The 15455-nt window shown below is 38.4% G+C and carries 15 protein-coding genes; all 15 read right to left on the bottom strand.

The genetic code is table 11. The features are described 5' to 3' along the window. Positions 1-58 precede the first annotated feature (58 nt). On the bottom strand, positions 59-532 hold the full coding sequence (locus tag C3V42_RS00170) for a HyaD/HybD family hydrogenase maturation endopeptidase (protein ID WP_106013230.1): 474 nt from the start codon (positions 530-532) through the stop codon (positions 59-61). Beyond that, on the bottom strand, positions 532-2241 hold the full coding sequence (hybC, locus tag C3V42_RS00165; RefSeq protein WP_106013229.1) for a hydrogenase 2 large subunit: 1710 nt from the start codon (positions 2239-2241) through the stop codon (positions 532-534). Before hybC ends, C3V42_RS00170 begins: the two co-directional genes overlap by 1 nt. Continuing rightward, positions 2241-3467, bottom strand: a complete 1227-nt coding sequence (gene hybB, locus C3V42_RS00160; RefSeq protein ID WP_065264788.1) for a Ni/Fe-hydrogenase cytochrome b subunit — start codon at positions 3465-3467, stop codon at positions 2241-2243. Before hybB ends, hybC begins: the two co-directional genes overlap by 1 nt. Continuing rightward, on the bottom strand, positions 3460-4500 hold the full coding sequence (gene hybA, locus C3V42_RS00155) for a hydrogenase 2 operon protein HybA (RefSeq protein WP_106013228.1): 1041 nt from the start codon (positions 4498-4500) through the stop codon (positions 3460-3462). The genes hybB and hybA overlap by 8 nt, the downstream gene beginning before the upstream one ends. A 2-nt stretch (positions 4501-4502) precedes the next feature. Further along, positions 4503-5648 (bottom strand): hydrogenase 2 small subunit, encoded by a 1146-nt coding sequence (gene hybO, locus C3V42_RS00150; RefSeq protein WP_046952858.1) that lies wholly within the window; start codon positions 5646-5648, stop codon positions 4503-4505. 209 nt (positions 5649-5857) lie between these two features. After that, positions 5858-7288 (bottom strand): bifunctional indole-3-glycerol-phosphate synthase TrpC/phosphoribosylanthranilate isomerase TrpF, encoded by a 1431-nt coding sequence (gene trpCF, locus C3V42_RS00145; RefSeq protein ID WP_106013227.1) that lies wholly within the window; start codon positions 7286-7288, stop codon positions 5858-5860. Then, positions 7263-7850: a ComEC/Rec2 family competence protein gene (locus C3V42_RS00140; protein ID WP_106013226.1), complete on the bottom strand. Its 588-nt coding sequence runs from the start codon at positions 7848-7850 to the stop codon at positions 7263-7265. Before C3V42_RS00140 ends, trpCF begins: the two co-directional genes overlap by 26 nt. A 12-nt stretch (positions 7851-7862) precedes the next feature. Then, positions 7863-8864 (bottom strand): anthranilate phosphoribosyltransferase, encoded by a 1002-nt coding sequence (gene trpD / locus C3V42_RS00135; RefSeq protein ID WP_106013225.1) that lies wholly within the window; start codon positions 8862-8864, stop codon positions 7863-7865. Positions 8865-8916: 52 nt separating this feature from the next. Then, positions 8917-9303 (bottom strand): tautomerase family protein, encoded by a 387-nt coding sequence (locus tag C3V42_RS00130; RefSeq protein WP_106013224.1) that lies wholly within the window; start codon positions 9301-9303, stop codon positions 8917-8919. Between the two features lie 48 nt (positions 9304-9351). Continuing rightward, complete coding sequence (locus tag C3V42_RS00125; RefSeq protein WP_106013223.1) at positions 9352-9933, bottom strand: aminodeoxychorismate/anthranilate synthase component II; 582 nt, start codon at positions 9931-9933, stop codon at positions 9352-9354. Positions 9934-9945: 12 nt separating this feature from the next. Further along, complete coding sequence (trpE, locus tag C3V42_RS00120; RefSeq protein WP_164994196.1) at positions 9946-11496, bottom strand: anthranilate synthase component I; 1551 nt, start codon at positions 11494-11496, stop codon at positions 9946-9948. 104 nt (positions 11497-11600) lie between these two features. Further along, on the bottom strand, positions 11601-12431 hold the full coding sequence (locus C3V42_RS00115) for a glycosyltransferase (RefSeq protein WP_205738748.1): 831 nt from the start codon (positions 12429-12431) through the stop codon (positions 11601-11603). Between the two features lie 122 nt (positions 12432-12553). Beyond that, positions 12554-13390, bottom strand: coding sequence for a DUF4198 domain-containing protein (locus C3V42_RS00110; protein ID WP_106013221.1), 837 nt, complete (start codon positions 13388-13390; stop codon positions 12554-12556). 155 nt (positions 13391-13545) lie between these two features. Next, a complete protein-coding gene (gene uspE / locus C3V42_RS00105) occupies positions 13546-14475 on the bottom strand; it encodes a universal stress protein UspE (protein ID WP_106013220.1) in 930 nt (309 codons plus the stop codon). A 134-nt stretch (positions 14476-14609) separates the two neighbouring features. Next, complete coding sequence (locus C3V42_RS00100) at positions 14610-15383, bottom strand: FNR family transcription factor (protein ID WP_048953226.1); 774 nt, start codon at positions 15381-15383, stop codon at positions 14610-14612. Between the last annotated feature and the right edge of the window lie 72 nt (positions 15384-15455).

Raw genomic sequence — 15455 nt, 5'->3', positions numbered from 1 at the left:
ACAATTCACGCATACCATAAGAGCAAATATGGAGTGCGTGAAATCTGTTATTTTTCATCTACATTTGAACGTGAAATCCATACTCTTTCAAAACGTTTTGTAATGTTTTAAAAATTTCTGGAAATTGTTTTTGAATTGTTTCACTTAATGCAATCTGCGGCTCAAAAGTTTCTGGTTGAATCCCAATTAAACATAGATTTTTGGGGAATTCATCCGTTAATTTTAACGCAGAAAGCACATCACAAATACCAAGTTGATGTGGTGAAATTTTACGCGAGAAAAACACAGGCACTTGCTCGTCATAAAGCACAATGATTTCTCCTGGTTGTTTATTAGCAAGTACAGCATCAATGATGATGATATGCTCACGATTTGCCATTTCATCCAGTAATTCCATGCCGCAAGTGCCACCGTCAACCACATCAAAGTGCGGTAAAATTTCAGGGCGATTTTCTAGGGCTTGGGCGATTCGTACGCCCACCCCTTCATCGCCGAGTAAAATATTACCAACGCCTAAGATTAATGGTCTCATTAGAGCACCTTCACTTGTGTGACTTCACCATTTTCTGTGTTCACAACATGCACTGCACATGACATACAAGGGTCGAAAGAGTGGATGGTACGCACAACTTCTAATGGTTTTGTCGGATCTGCTATGGGTGTACCGATGATGGAAAGCTCATAAGGGCCCATTTCATCATTTTGGTTACGAGGGCCTGCATTCCAAGTCGATGGGACAACGGCTTGATAATTTTCGATTTTGCCATTTTTAACGACAACCCAGTGAGAGAGCATGCCACGAGGTACTTCACCAAATCCAACACCTTTAAACTCACCAGTTTGTGGAATGTCTGTTTTGAGATAAGCAACGGTATCACCTGTGCCAATATTATCAACAAGTAATTTCCATTGTTGTTCAAGAATATTATTTAGCACGCAACAATGTACGGTACGAGCAATAATACGCCCTAAGGTTGAATGTAAATGGTCAACGGATAAGGTATTGTCGCTCAGTTTTTCATACAGCCCTTTAATATGGTTAAAGTGATGTAATGTATCTTTATTTTGGTTTGCCAAGTTACACATTAAATAGGCAAGAGGGCCGACTTCAACAACTTTTCCGTAGAAACTTGGTGCTTTAACCCATGAATATTTGCCTTCATCTTGCCAGCCTGTATATTTCGGACGTGTTAAGCCAGCCCAAGGTTCAAGCGGTTCATCGTCTTCATACCAAGCATGTTTACCACTTTCTTTAATGCCTTTCACAACAAATTCATCTTTCTGTTGGGTAATTGGACGGAAGGTTGAAATATCGAAGTTTTCAATATAGCCACCCGTTAGAACAAATTTAGAATTATCGCCATCAATTGGATATTCAGGCACAGAAAGGTAGTTGCCCGATGTTTTACCAAGATTGAGCCATTCAGGGTAATAAGCCGCAATGATCGCCGCATCAACACGATAAACTTGGGTAACAAAGTCATTTAAACGATCAATACAGGATTTTACAAACATTAAACGTTCTAAGTTTAATACTGATTGAGAGTCTAAGTTGATTGGGTTTGCTACGCCGCCAATTGCTAAATTTTGAATGTGCGGTGTTTTTCCGCCGAGTAATGCCACAATACGGTTACAATCGCGCTGACATTCAAGTGCTTGCAAATAGTGAGCCACCGCAATTAAGTTTACTTCTGGCGGTAATTTCATGGCAGGGTGACCGAAATAACCATTGGCAAAAATACCAAGCTGACCGCTTTCAACTAAAGATTTAATTTTATTTTGTACATTGCGAAATTCATTTGCACTGTTTAATCCCCATGTTGAAACACCTTTAAGCATTTCTGCGGCTTTATCGGGATCAGCATTCAGTGCCGCAGTGATATCCACCCAGTCCATCGCAGAAAGTTGATAAAAATGAACGATATGGTCGTGCATACTATGAGCAGAAAGAATCATATTGCGGATATATTGTGCATTCACTGGCACTTTGGCACCGAGAGCATCTTCTACTGCACGCACACTCATAATGGCGTGAACGGTTGTACAAACGCCACAAATACGTTGCATAATCATCCAAGCATCACGCGGATCTGAACCTTTCACGATATTTTCCATACCACGCCACATTGTACCTGATGACCAAGCGTTTGTTACTACGCCATTTTCAATTTCACAATCGATACGCAAATGGCCTTCAATGCGTGTGATAGGGTCGATTGAGATACGTTTTTTTTCAGTCATTATTCTGCTCCGCTCATTTTTTTACTGAATTGTGCTTTTTCGGCAATAATTTGTTCCGAGTCTTCATGATGTTTTTCTTTCAACACTGGTAAGACAGGGAATAGACGAATTATTAAAATATAGGCGCAAATTTCGATGGAAACGAAACCAATAGAAATTAGTAATTCTTCTGCTGATGGGAAGTAACGATAGCCATTACCTGGATCGTACATAATCATTGAATAATTTAAACGCCATAGGGCTGCGCCGAGTAACATGCTCAAGGCTGAGATAAATAGCCAACGTGAATCAGATTTTTTCTCACCAAGGAATAAAGTGAGTAATGGTAATGTCATTAACCATACTTCCATCCAAAACATCCAGGCTTCAAATTTACCAAGTTTATCGAATCCGAATACATAATGGAGTTTGTCATGGTAAATCAATTCGCCAAAGCGTACAGCAAGGAAAAGTGCGATTAATCCAGCGGTCACTTTCGCAAGCTGGGTAAAGAGTGAACGTTCATCAGGTGTTTTTCCTGCTAAACCTGCACGCACTAAAGAACCTTCAAAAATTACGATAGAAAAGCCCATAATAAATGCTGTAAGCAATGATAGGATTGGTAATGCTTCATAGCTTTGCCATACTTGATGAACTTTATGACCAGCGGCGATCATTAATGATCCCATAGATGATTGGTGCATCATCGGCAATAGTGCGCCAAGTGCGATGACAAAGAACATAATTTTGTTGAGCTTATTAAACCATTTTTTCAATCCTAAGAACCCGAGCCAAACTGGCGCAAATTCAAGGGTCACGACAATGATGTAAATCGTCATACAAAATGCGGTTTCAAATAACACCGAGTTTGTATTGAATTGACCTGGAATGTAGAAGTAAGGCAAGTGCCAGTAACGCCCCATATCAATGGTGATGGAAAGACCACCTAATGAATAGCCGAATAAGCTTGCAAGCAATGCGGGACGCACAAGAGGGTGATATTTCCCTTTGTTGAAAATATATACTGTCCAAGCTAATGCCCAACCACCACAGGCAAAACCTGTACCTACAAGTAAGTCAAAGGAAATCCATAAGCCCCAAGGATAACCGCCGTTAAGTGCGGTGACGGAACCGATACCTAAGAACAAACGTTTGATAATTAATAAGATACAAATTACGGCCAAAGGTGCAAAAAAGAGAATACTGGCGGAAATTAATCGACCACCTACCGGACGTGGATTACCCATGATGTTCATCCTCCGCTTCTTCCATTTCTTTACGAGCTTGGCGCATTGCTTCTTTTTGCGCTTCAATTCGTTCACGAATCTTATCGCCGTGCATATTCTTATAAGTCATCATTGTTAAACCAGCTAACGCCACCAGTGGCAATGCCAAACCGCGATACAAGAAGTGTTGTAAATGTGCTGCGCGTGCACCTGTAGCAATATCATCTAACTCAGGGAAACCTAAATTTTCTTGTGGAACCGCACTTAACACTAATACTTGTGTACCGCCACCTTCTTTTTCACCGTAAATACGATATTGATAGGCTGGCACCGTTGCGTGATAAGTGTCTTTACTGTTTACATGTTGGCGAGGATAGTCATATTCCGTGCCACGTAATAAACTTAAACGACGTTTTGCTTCTGCTAAAAGTTCTTCACGGGTACCAAAAATAATTGCCCCAGTTGGACAAACATGACAACAACCTGGTAATTCACCTTTATCTAAGCGTTCCACACCTTTTTGGTTGCAAAGTTCACATTTGCTGATTTGACCAAATGGATTGTCGTAATCATATTTTGGCACATCAAATGGGCAACCCACCATGCAATAACGGCAACCAGTACAAATATCAGGATCGTATTTAACAATACCTGTTTTAGGATCTTTGGTTAAAGCCTGTACTGGGCAAACAGAAACGCAGTTTGGATCAACACAGTGCATGCATTGTTTTTTAACATAAGCATAACCGTTTTCTGTCTTATCTTTATTTTTGCCGTCGCCATCGCTCCATACTTGAATCACATTGCGTGTGAACGGAGTGAGTTTGTCGTTATTTGCCCAGGTTTGCTCACCTTTTGGATTAACAGGCGTTTTGTTTACTTGTTGACATTCTGCTACACAAGCCTGACAGCCAACGCAAAGTGTGGAGTCATAAAGCATCCCAAGTGCGCCAGGAATGGGCGGAAGATTTTCCACCGCTTCGGCTTTTGCAACGGGCAGACCTGATGTGACTGTTCCCAGCAGACCTGCTTTAAGGAAATTTCGTCTATCCATCTTTAGTGTCCTTGATCTTGATTAGCTTGATTGTCTGCAGCTTTGTTCGCTTTATGTTGTTTGCTCAATTCTTTCAAGGTCATCACGCTAACACCTGCTAAAATGGCTGCAGCACCGCCTAATAAGCCAATCGCCGTCATTGAGGCACCTTCGCCTTCAACATTGTTTACATCTGGTTTTTCCACGCGTGGCGTTGGATTTTCGACGTTCGCTAATTGGAAAATGCCTTTGGTAAATCCGATACCTTGATCGTTACAGCCATAGCAAGGATGTCCGATACCCACAGGCCAGTTATTACCGCCAACATCACAGAATTCTAATGTAGAGCAGTTGCCGTAAGTTTCAGGCCCTTTACAACCTAAATGATATAAACACCAACCATGACGATGACCATAATCGCCAAATTCTTTTGCGAAACGGCCTGCATCAAAGTGCGGTCGGCGATAACAGTTTTCATGGATTAGACGATCATAAGCAAACAATGGACGATTTAATTTGTCCATTGCTGGTAATTTTTTATAAGTGATGATATAGGCAACGGTTGCCAAGAAATTATGTGGGTTAGGAGGGCAACCAGGAATGTTAATAATTGGTGTACCTTTTGGTAAAACTTCAGAAAGACTGACCGCACCTGTTGGATTACCACCGCAAGATGGAACACCGCCCCAAGATGAGCAGGATCCAATTGCAATAATGGCTGCTGCACCTTTTGCAGCTTCACGAATATGTTCCACAATTGGTTTGCCTGCCACCATGCAGTAAACACCGCCGTCTTTAATTGGAATGGAACCATCCACTACAAGCACATATTTGCCGTAATAGTTATGGATCGCATTGTGTTTATTTTCTTCCGCTTGTTCACCAAATGCGGCAGAAAGTACCTCATGATATTCGAGGGAAATCAAATCTAGCACGAGATTTTCAACAGTTGGGTGGGTTGCACGCAGTAAAGATTCGGTACAGCCAGTACATTCTTGGGCACCAATCCAAAGCACTGGTGGGCGTGCAGGGCTGGTCATTGCTGCCGTCATTTCAGCGCCCGCTTTAGAATTTAGCCCCATCGTAGCCGCAAGTGCGGTACATAATTTCATAAAATCTCGGCGAGAAACATCTGCCAGTGCAGAAAAAACGCCATCCGGATTATTCATAGTATCACTCCAAAGACACACATTTATTGTGGGAATTGGCCAATGATAAATGTTTTCTTTAAAAAAAATTTGATCATAATCATGAAATGAAGAATTTATAGAAAAAATATGTCCAAATTGTGAACGGAATGTTATTGTATTTGAGAGTAGTTCTTATTTGATTGAAAAAGAATAAAAATAAAGGCTGTAGAATACAGCCTTAGATTGGATTAAGCACAAATTTTTTCAAAAACTAACCGCACTTTTTCTTCATTTTTTACGCCCACAGAACTTTCTACTCCAGAATTAAGATCCAAGCCTAAGCAGTTTTGCTGAATGGCTTGTTCTACATTATTTGGCGAGATCCCTCCAGCTAAAACAATCTTGTGCTTAAGGTGTTCGGGAATTAATGACCAATCAAAAGTTTTTCCCGTGCCACCTTGTTGGTTCGCTGTTTGGCTGTCAAAAATATAACGATCTACATTCAAATCATCAGTAAAATCGACCGCACTTTGGGTTTCAGTATTGACCGAAATCGCTTTCCAGATTTGCGTGTTTTTTGGTAGTTGTTGGCGAAGTGCGGTAATAAATGCTTCAGTTTCTACACCATGTAATTGCACCGCATAAAGCTGTAACTGGTTGGCTATTTTGACGATAAAGTCAATTTCTTGATTCTGAAAAACACCAACAAATCGAAGTGGAGCAGCGGTTACCAATTCTTGCGCTTGGCGTAAACTCACACAACGTTTTGAATGTTCTGCGAAGATTAATCCGCCGTAAAGTGCGCCGTTTTTGTAAACGATTTTGACATCTTGCGCGCGCGTTAAACCGCATACTTTATTTTCTCCAAAAATCACTGAGCGAACCGCATTATTCAAATCTTGGTTGCCCATTAAGCTGCTCCCAATTAAGAAACCATACACCACTTTTTGTAATTGACGAATTTGCTTATGATTGTAAATGCCTGATTCGCTAATAATACGTACATCAGCAGGGATTCGGTCGGCGTATTTTTCAGTGAGTTCAACAACACGATTTAAATCTACGCTTAAATCGTGCAAGTTACGGTTATTAACACCAATAATTTTCGCACCAAGCGCAAGGGCACGTTCAAATTCTTCCTCATTACTGGTTTCTGTCAATACTCCCATGCCAAGAGAATGCGCAAGATCTGCCAGTACACGATAAGTCTCATCGTTTACCACAGAAAGCATTAATAAAATCGCATCCGCTTGATAGTAGCGAGCAAGGTAAACTTGATATTCGCTAATCATAAAATCTTTGCAAAGCACAGGTTGGCTCACGATAGCGCGAACTAAAGGCAAGAACTCAAAATTACCTTGGAAGTATTTTTCGTCAGTTAGCACAGATACAGCAGAGGCATAGTGTTTATAGACATTGGCGATGTCTTCCAAATTAAATTCAGCACGAATTAATCCCTTGGAAGGAGAGGCTTTTTTACATTCCAAAATATAGGCTGGCTTTTGATGTGTGCCTTTTGATAATGCAGCGTAAAAAGAGCGGTCAGATTTTTGAATGTTTTCTTTAAATTGTGAAAGCGGAAATTCAGCTTCCTTTTCTTTAACCCATTGCGTTTTATCTAAGACGATTTTTTGTAGGATAGTTGGTTGATGGCTATTTATCATCTTTATTTTTCTCATTCTTAATGATTTCTAAATCAAATCCAGCAATTAAAAGTAGTGGTTCTAAAAATTTTGATATTGCAGAACCATACAAAATTGATACTGAAGTAGCTATGATAGTTCTGTAATTTTCATTTTTTATCTCGAAGAAAGTAAATAAAAGTAAACCAGTGCAAATAAGTATATAGGAGAATAAAATTAAAAGTTTTATTTCATCCTCATTGGCTAATATATTTCCATTATCAGTAGGTAATTCTGATTTGGTAACTTTATTAATTATTTTTATAACACAATTAGTAATATATATAATTGGTTTTAGAATAAATAGAATTGTTACTAAGATAATTTTAACTAGAAAAATAGGTAGCATTAATCCTATGATTGAAAGCATTAACAAACCTGCTAGTTTCCCGTCTTCTGAAGGTGTTATATCTATGCTATATAGTAGATATAAAGTAATAGGAACAAGTGCTATACGGAGTATAAAAGAAGCAATCTGGCGACGTTGCTCTGCTTTCACTTTAGTGCGAAATTCTCGATCCACTAAGAATCGTTCTTCATAGGAATAATGGAAAGTCATATATTTACCTAATTAATATGTAGCCAATTTTTGTAATGTTTCAAAGGCTTTACCTGATGCAAGGTGCGCCAATACATTTTGTACATTTTGTTTTAAGTCATCATGCCCAAATAATTTCAATAATAATGCAGTGTTTGCCGCGACAGCGTTTGCGTGTTCAGTTTTTCCTTTGCCTTGTAAAAGTGCAGTGAGCATTTGGGCATTTTCTTGCGGTTCCCCCCCACGAAGGCTTTCGAGAGATTGCGTTTTTAAGCCAAAATCTTCAGGTGTTAAAGTGAAATATTCAATTTTGCCATTTTTAATTTCTGCTACTTGTGTTTCGCCGTGTAATGCGACTTCATCTAAGCCAGAACCATGTACAATAAAGGAATGTTGATGTTCTAAGGCAACCGCAGTTTCAGCATAGGTTTTCACTAATTCAGGCGCATATACGCCAAGTAAATGATAAGTCGGGCGAGCAGGATTGATAAGCGGACCTAAAATATTAAAGATAGTGCGCGTTTTTAAAGCGGCACGTACTAGCGCAACATGGCGGAAACCAGAATGATATTGTTGAGCAAATAAAAAGCAGACACCAATTTCATCTAATGCTTGTCGAGCTTGCTCTGGTGTGATATTCACATTCACGCCAAGTGCGGTTAACACATCGCTAGCACCTGATTTACTCGACACGCTACGATTGCCATGTTTTGCTACTTTTGCTCCCATTGATGCTGCAACAATCGCACTGGCGGTGGAAATATTAATAGTGTTTTGCCCATCACCGCCTGTTCCTACAATATCTGCAAAAGGATAATCTGGACGTGGGAATGCTTTGGCATTTTGTAATGAGGCGGCAACCGCACCAGTAATTTCCTCAGTATTTGCTCCCCGCACTTTTAAAGCAATAAGCATTGCAGCAATTTGTTCATTGGAAAGCTCACCTTGGATGACTGCATTAAAAAGTGCGGTGCTTTCTGAGGTTGAAAGTGAATGTCCGCTATAAAGTTTTTCTAATAATGGATTGTGTTGCATAGTCTATTCCTGTTTTTATTTGTATATGGATTTGTTAATTTTCTATATTTTATTAAACATAAATATCGTAATCTAAATCGCGCGCCTCATCGCCTGTCATTCCTCGGAAACCCCAGCAATGCGCAGGTTGTTCTTTAATCGTAATCTCCACATCGTGAGCACGGATGCCAAGTTTGTACTCTAATTCGCTAAACAGCATTTTTATTAAGCGTTTTTTCGTGCCTTCCATACGACCAGCCATCAGGTTAATTTCGATGACCGTGTAATCATCGCTACGGTCGAAAGGGTAGTAAAAATCGTCTTTTTCTAAACACAAAAAGCGAATTGCGTGTTTACCTTTCGGAATATCTAAGCCAAGGTAGAGGCTGTTATAAATTACTTCTGCCAGTTGTTCACGACGTGGTGAGAGTTTGGATTTAAGTCCGAATACGGTGATCATTTTTTCTCCTTTAAAGTGCGGTTAAAAATCACCGCACTTTTTAATGTCTTATCTATTTAACAACCATTCAATTGATTGTTGTAATAATTGCGAACCTTGCACAGTTAAAATACTTTCAGGGTGAAATTGGAATGCGCAAATAGGTAAGTCGCGATGACGAATTGCCATGATAATGCCATTATATTCCGCATTGATGATAAATTCTTTTGGTAAATCTTGTCCCATTAAAGAATGATAACGCGCCACAGGCATTGGATTAGCAAGATCTTTAAACATGGCTTCGTTATCATGGGTGATACGAGAAACTTTACCATGCAACACTTCGCCGGCGTGAATAACCTTCCCGCCAAAGGCTTGAATCAATGCTTGATGACCTAAACAAATTCCAATAATCGGCACTTGATTTTTTAAGCGTTCGATTAATGGCAGCAAAATCCCCGCTTCTGATGGTGTTCCTGGACCGGGAGAAAGTGCAAGAATGGTGTCAGGTGTATTGAGTGCGGTTTCTACCAGTTTTTCTAAATCACAGTCATTGCGGTAAATTGTGACGTTGTGACCCAATACACGGAATTGATCCACAAGATTGTAAGTAAAGGAATCGAAGTTATCTAAAAATAAAATATTAGCCATAATAATTCTTCCTTATTTTGCTTGTGTATTAACTTGACGAATTGCTTTTAAGACAGCCGCGGCTTTGTGGCGTGTTTCATCGGCTTCCATTTGTGGATCAGAATCCAATACTTCACCGCAACCTGCTTGTACATGGGCTATCCCATTTTGTACGAAAGCAGAACGAATCACGATACAGGTATCAAAATGACCATCGGAAGTGAGATAACCTACTGCACCACCGTAACTATGGCGTTTTTGCTGCTCAAATTGATAAATAAGCTGCATCGCTTTAATTTTTGGCGCACCAGTTAATGTGCCCATATTCATACAGGCTTGATAGGCGTGAAGCGCATCTAACTCAGGGCGTAATTTACCCACCACGCGAGACACTAAATGCATGATGTGAGAATAGCGATCCACTTGCATTAATTCTGCCACTTTACGGGTGCCGCTTTGGCAAACTCGAGCAATATCATTACGGGCTAAATCAACCAACATCAGATGTTCCGCTTGTTCTTTATGATCAAGACGAAGTTCTAGTTCTAAACGTGCATCTAATTCAGGATCGATATTGCCATGAGCGTCAAAACCACGAGGGCGTGAACCTGCGATTGGGTAAATTTCTAACTGACGATTTTCTGGCTCATATTTCAGCGCACTTTCTGGCGATGCACCAAACAAAATAAAGTCTTCATCATTCATATAGAACATATAAGGGCTTGGATTATTTTGTTTGAGTTGGGCGTAACTGGCTAATGTATTCGGGCAAGCAAGGGAGAAACGACGAGAGGGCACAATTTGGAAAACATCGCCAATGTTAATATGGTGCTTTAAGGCTTTCACAATGCCCATAAATTCAGGATCGTCAAAGTTTGTTGTAACCTCATCACTTGCCGCTTTAATAGAAAGAACGTTATCAATATTTTTTAGTTTTTGCGCAATAGAAAGCGAGGTCTTCGCAATATTGACTTGTTCTTCTTGAGCAAAACAGAAACTTTTTAGTATCGCTTGTTGATTTTGATGGTCGATAGTAATGAGGTGATCGGCAAGATAGAAACTGTAATCAGGGCAGTTGATACCATCATGTTTTAATGTAATGCCATCCATTGGAATGAAATTTGCGACGAGATCGTAAGCAAATAATCCGCCTAAGAAAATAGGCGTTTGGCTATGTTGATAAAGAGTAGAAACTACACGCAGTCCATCAAAAATAGTAGCAGACTGTAATTTGCTATCTTCATCGAGTTGATTATCAAGTGGCGAAAATCGTACAGAAAATTCTTCTTCAAAATTGACTACACTTACTTTTCCAAGTGCGGTTAATTTTGGATGAATTTCTTTTAAAACTTGTTTTCCATTCTCATTTAATGCTTTAAATGTCACATTGTGACCTAAGCAAGTGATCTTAACCGCCGCATTGACTAAGATAAGGCTTTGTAAACTGTTTTTACTCCCAATTTCCGCAGAGTCGAGTAGAAGAGAATTTGAATTAGGTTGGCAAAGTGTATTAAAAATAGCGGTGGTGTCAGCATAATAGGGAATGGGTTGAGCTGTCACCGCAATAAAGGCTTGAGTTTGCATATTGATATCCTTTTGGAAACTTTTGTACTATTAAACTAGTGCAAAAGGGATAAGTCAAGCCTGAATTAATATTTTTTATGTTTTTTGATGAAAAATGTTTACTTTTACTCCTTTGCCCAAGGACGACCTTCGTAATATTCAATATTTTGCTGATTAATTAGCTTTAATATGCCAGCAGAAATATGATCATTTAATTCATCTGATAGTGTTAATTGAGGGAAAAAACGACGAACTGCTATCATTTTATTAAAATCGACAGTGTATTTTACGGTATATTTTCCTGAGGTTTGTCCCATTAAACCCAAATCTTTTAAAGCAGACAAAAATCCTCGATCACCGATAGATGGAGTATGCCAACCATGTGCAGCTTTCTGCGCTATTTCGCGAGGCACGGCATAACAATTGGTATCGATATGAGCATTGATGCCATTAGAGTTAAAATGGAGCTGTTGCTGAATGTTTTCTATTTTAACATCTATGAAAATATCGCTTTTTGTATTCCAATTTCCGAGTGATTCAAAATCATCATTGCAAATAAATTGATGATTTGAATCGTAAAAAGATCGTAAGGAATAAGCAAAATCAGCACCTTGTTCAATCACCTTTACTAAGCTTTCCACGTGATCTTCTCGTAGCTGATTGTCATCATCTAAATAACAAATAATGTCTTCTTCAACAAGAAAAGCTGCAGCAGCATTAATGGCTCCGTTAAGGATTCCGTTTTTTCCTGTATTCATTGGTAAGTAAATAGGAATCACATCAGGAAATTGTTCCAATATAGATTTGGTTTTATCCCAGAAAATATTGCCATCGACAAATACATAATGCTTACATGGATAAGTTTGATTTTGTACGCTTTTAATAGAGAGTGTTAATTCTGGACGACCAATTGTTGAAGTGACTACCGCAACGGTTTTACTATTTTGTTTATTCATTGATATACATCTCTTTTTATTTTGCTATATTGAATAAAAATGGATATTCTTCGTAAGAAAAATATCCATTTTATTGCTAGCATTTTTGCGTTCTATCACCACTATTTTATGGTGTATAGACATTAATGATGGTGATGCGCTGGTCGTGGCGGCAGTTTATCTAAACCTTTTCCAATAGGAAGAATCAATGTTGAGTAGTTTGCCGATTGTTGGCAAATTTGTTGTTCTGGAAATGAAATTTTATGAATAACTTTGATTTTCCAAATTCCCTCAATAAGAGGAATAATATTTACACGACCTTGTTCATCGGTTTTCCCTGAGAATCCTTGTGGTTCACGATGTCCATCAACGGCTTCAAAATCTTTCATTGCGATGGTATCGGATGTCGCAATGACGGTTTCTCCCGCTAAAGGCTGATCATTATAGAAGATTTGAACAGGGAACGGTTCGCCTGCTTTTACTTTACTTGGATCTTCTAATGGTACAATTTCAAGTGGCAAACCAATACGTGTTTTTGCCATTTCAGCATTTAATTTTTGTTTGCCTACAGTAATAAGTTTTTTAGCAAACATTTGGGTTTCTTCGCAATAGGTCGCATTAGGTAAACCTTTTAAATTTTCCATTTTCCAACCTTCTGCATTTTGTGACCAGAATGTTGGTTTATATGTTGCTGTTACCCAGTAAGAGCCATTAGTTAAAGGTTTACTTGATTGATATTGGTAATTTTCTCCTTTTTGAACCAGTATTTGTTTTTCGCCATCTTGGCTGATAACTTCCATTGGCGCAAAAATTTTTAAACGAGCTTCAGGAATTTTTTCTACATAAGGATAGTGACCATATCCCATATTAGCCTTTAATATACTATCTGATGGAATTTGAGCAGGAACATCAACCCAAAGATCATGTGCTTGGGCGATACTAGCAAATGCAAGTAAGCTTGCAATAAGTGTTTTTTTCATTTTTTGTCCTTAAATTAAAACGAGGGAGAAATAATTTCATGGATTTTAAATGAAAACAAATCTCATTTAAATAGATTTTGTAGGAAAAGTGTGGATTTGTGATCTAAATCACAAAAGTGCGGTAATATTTTCCGCACTTTTATGTGTGAGATGAATTATTCATCCTTTTTAGATGGTTTGATACCTAAGAGATTACAGCTTAATTTACTTATAACATGTTCTGCAGTATTACCAAGTAAGGCGGCAGATAGTCCTGTACGACCAACAGTGCCAAGGATAACTAGTTCTGCTTCAATTTCTTTAGCTACAGTAGGGATAACCTCCTCAGGGAAACCTTCACGTACATGAGTATGATCTTCTGCTATACCAAATTGTTGTCGTAAGGCTTTCATATTAATAAGATGTTGGCCTCGAATACCATTTTCATAACCTGATGTGTTAAATTCAGGTAAGTCAATGGCCATGTTGATTGGTGTTGAAGGGTAGGCTGCAACTAAATGCACATTGCCACGATTTAAGTTTTCAGCTAATGATATACCAGTTTCAACAAGTTCTAGATTAAATTCATTTTGGTATTCTTGTTCGCCTGAAACATTTACCGCTACTAAAATACGGCGTTGATGTTTCCAGTCGCCATCGCGTACCATTAATACAGGAATCGGGCATTTACGTAGTAATTGCCAATCAACTGGCGTGAAAATTAGAGAAGTAAAACTTTCTTGATCTTTGGTATATTTCACTACAAGATCATAATCATTATTTTCAACTTCTTCTTTTATCGCCTCTGCCTCATTACTGTGCCAAACAATGTGAGATTGTAATTCAATTTCTGGATCAGCATATTTATCTAAGTAATATTGTACAGCATGATGATGCTTTTCAAGCACCTGACGATGCATTTCAGAACGTTCTTCTGAAGAAAGTAAGGCAGACATTTCATAAGATAAATCATATACAGATAAAAGGGCGGTAATTTTTACTTTTGTTTCATTTTTTTGTTCTTTCGCTAAACGAACAGCACGAGCAAGAGCATATTGTTTTTCGTTTTCAGGATTAAGAACAACTAGGATATTTTTAAATTTCATCATAACCTCCGAAGCTTTTCATAGAATAAAAAAGAATCTTTAGAATGGCAAGGTGTGAGAGATAAAAAGGTGATCTTATTCTAAGATTATTTTTATCTATGTAAAAAAGGCGTGAATTTGCACGCCTTTTTTCATTATTCAACCATTGTAATTTTGGTTTTATTTGTTCCAGTTAACTCAATCAAACCATCAATATCATTAATAGTAATATATTTTCCTTGTACGGTGAGGATACCTAATTTTTGGAAACGGCCTAATAAACGACTAATAGTTTCAACAGTTAAACCAAGATAATTTCCTATATCACCTCGAGTCATCGTTAAACGAAACTCTTTAGCTGAAAAACCACGAGCAGAGTATCGTTTAGAAAGATTATGAATAAAAGCAGCCAAGCGTTCTTCTGCATTCATTTTAGACAGTAATAAAATCATTTCTTGATCACTTTTAATTTCATTACTCATTAGGCGTAAAATTTGTTGGCGTAATTTTGGCATTTTACCGGCTAAGTCATCCAAAATATCATAAGGAATTTCGCATACCATTGCCGTTTCTAATGCTTGAGCAAAACTTGGGTGTTGCATTTGAGTAATTGCATCAAAACCAACTAAATCACCAGGTAAGTGAAAAGAGGTAATTTGTTCTTCACCAGATTCACTAATGGTATAGGTTTTTATGGTGCCAGAACGAATAGCGTAAATAGAATTGAGTGTGTCACCGGCTTTATAAAGTACTTGAGATTTTTGAATGGGTTTTTTTCGTTCGATAATATTATCAAGCTGATCTAATTCGTGTTCGTTCAGCGTAAAAGGAATACAAAGTTGGCTAATACTGCAATCCTGGCAATGAATAGCACAACCTCCCGATTGAATCCGGCGTCCTGCCTTGGTTTCTGCAACGAAATTCTTCATGTAAACCTCAAATATTTCGAGAAATTAGTGTAAAATTGATCTAACGCAAAAAGTATACCACTAATTAGTCAT

The sequence above is a fragment of the Haemophilus sp. oral taxon 036 genome (genome assembly GCF_002998595.1).
Taxonomy (GTDB): domain Bacteria; phylum Pseudomonadota; class Gammaproteobacteria; order Enterobacterales; family Pasteurellaceae; genus Haemophilus; species Haemophilus haemolyticus_K.
The sequence above is the reverse complement of the archived record's forward strand: the minus strand, read 5'-3'. Positions and strand labels throughout refer to the sequence as shown.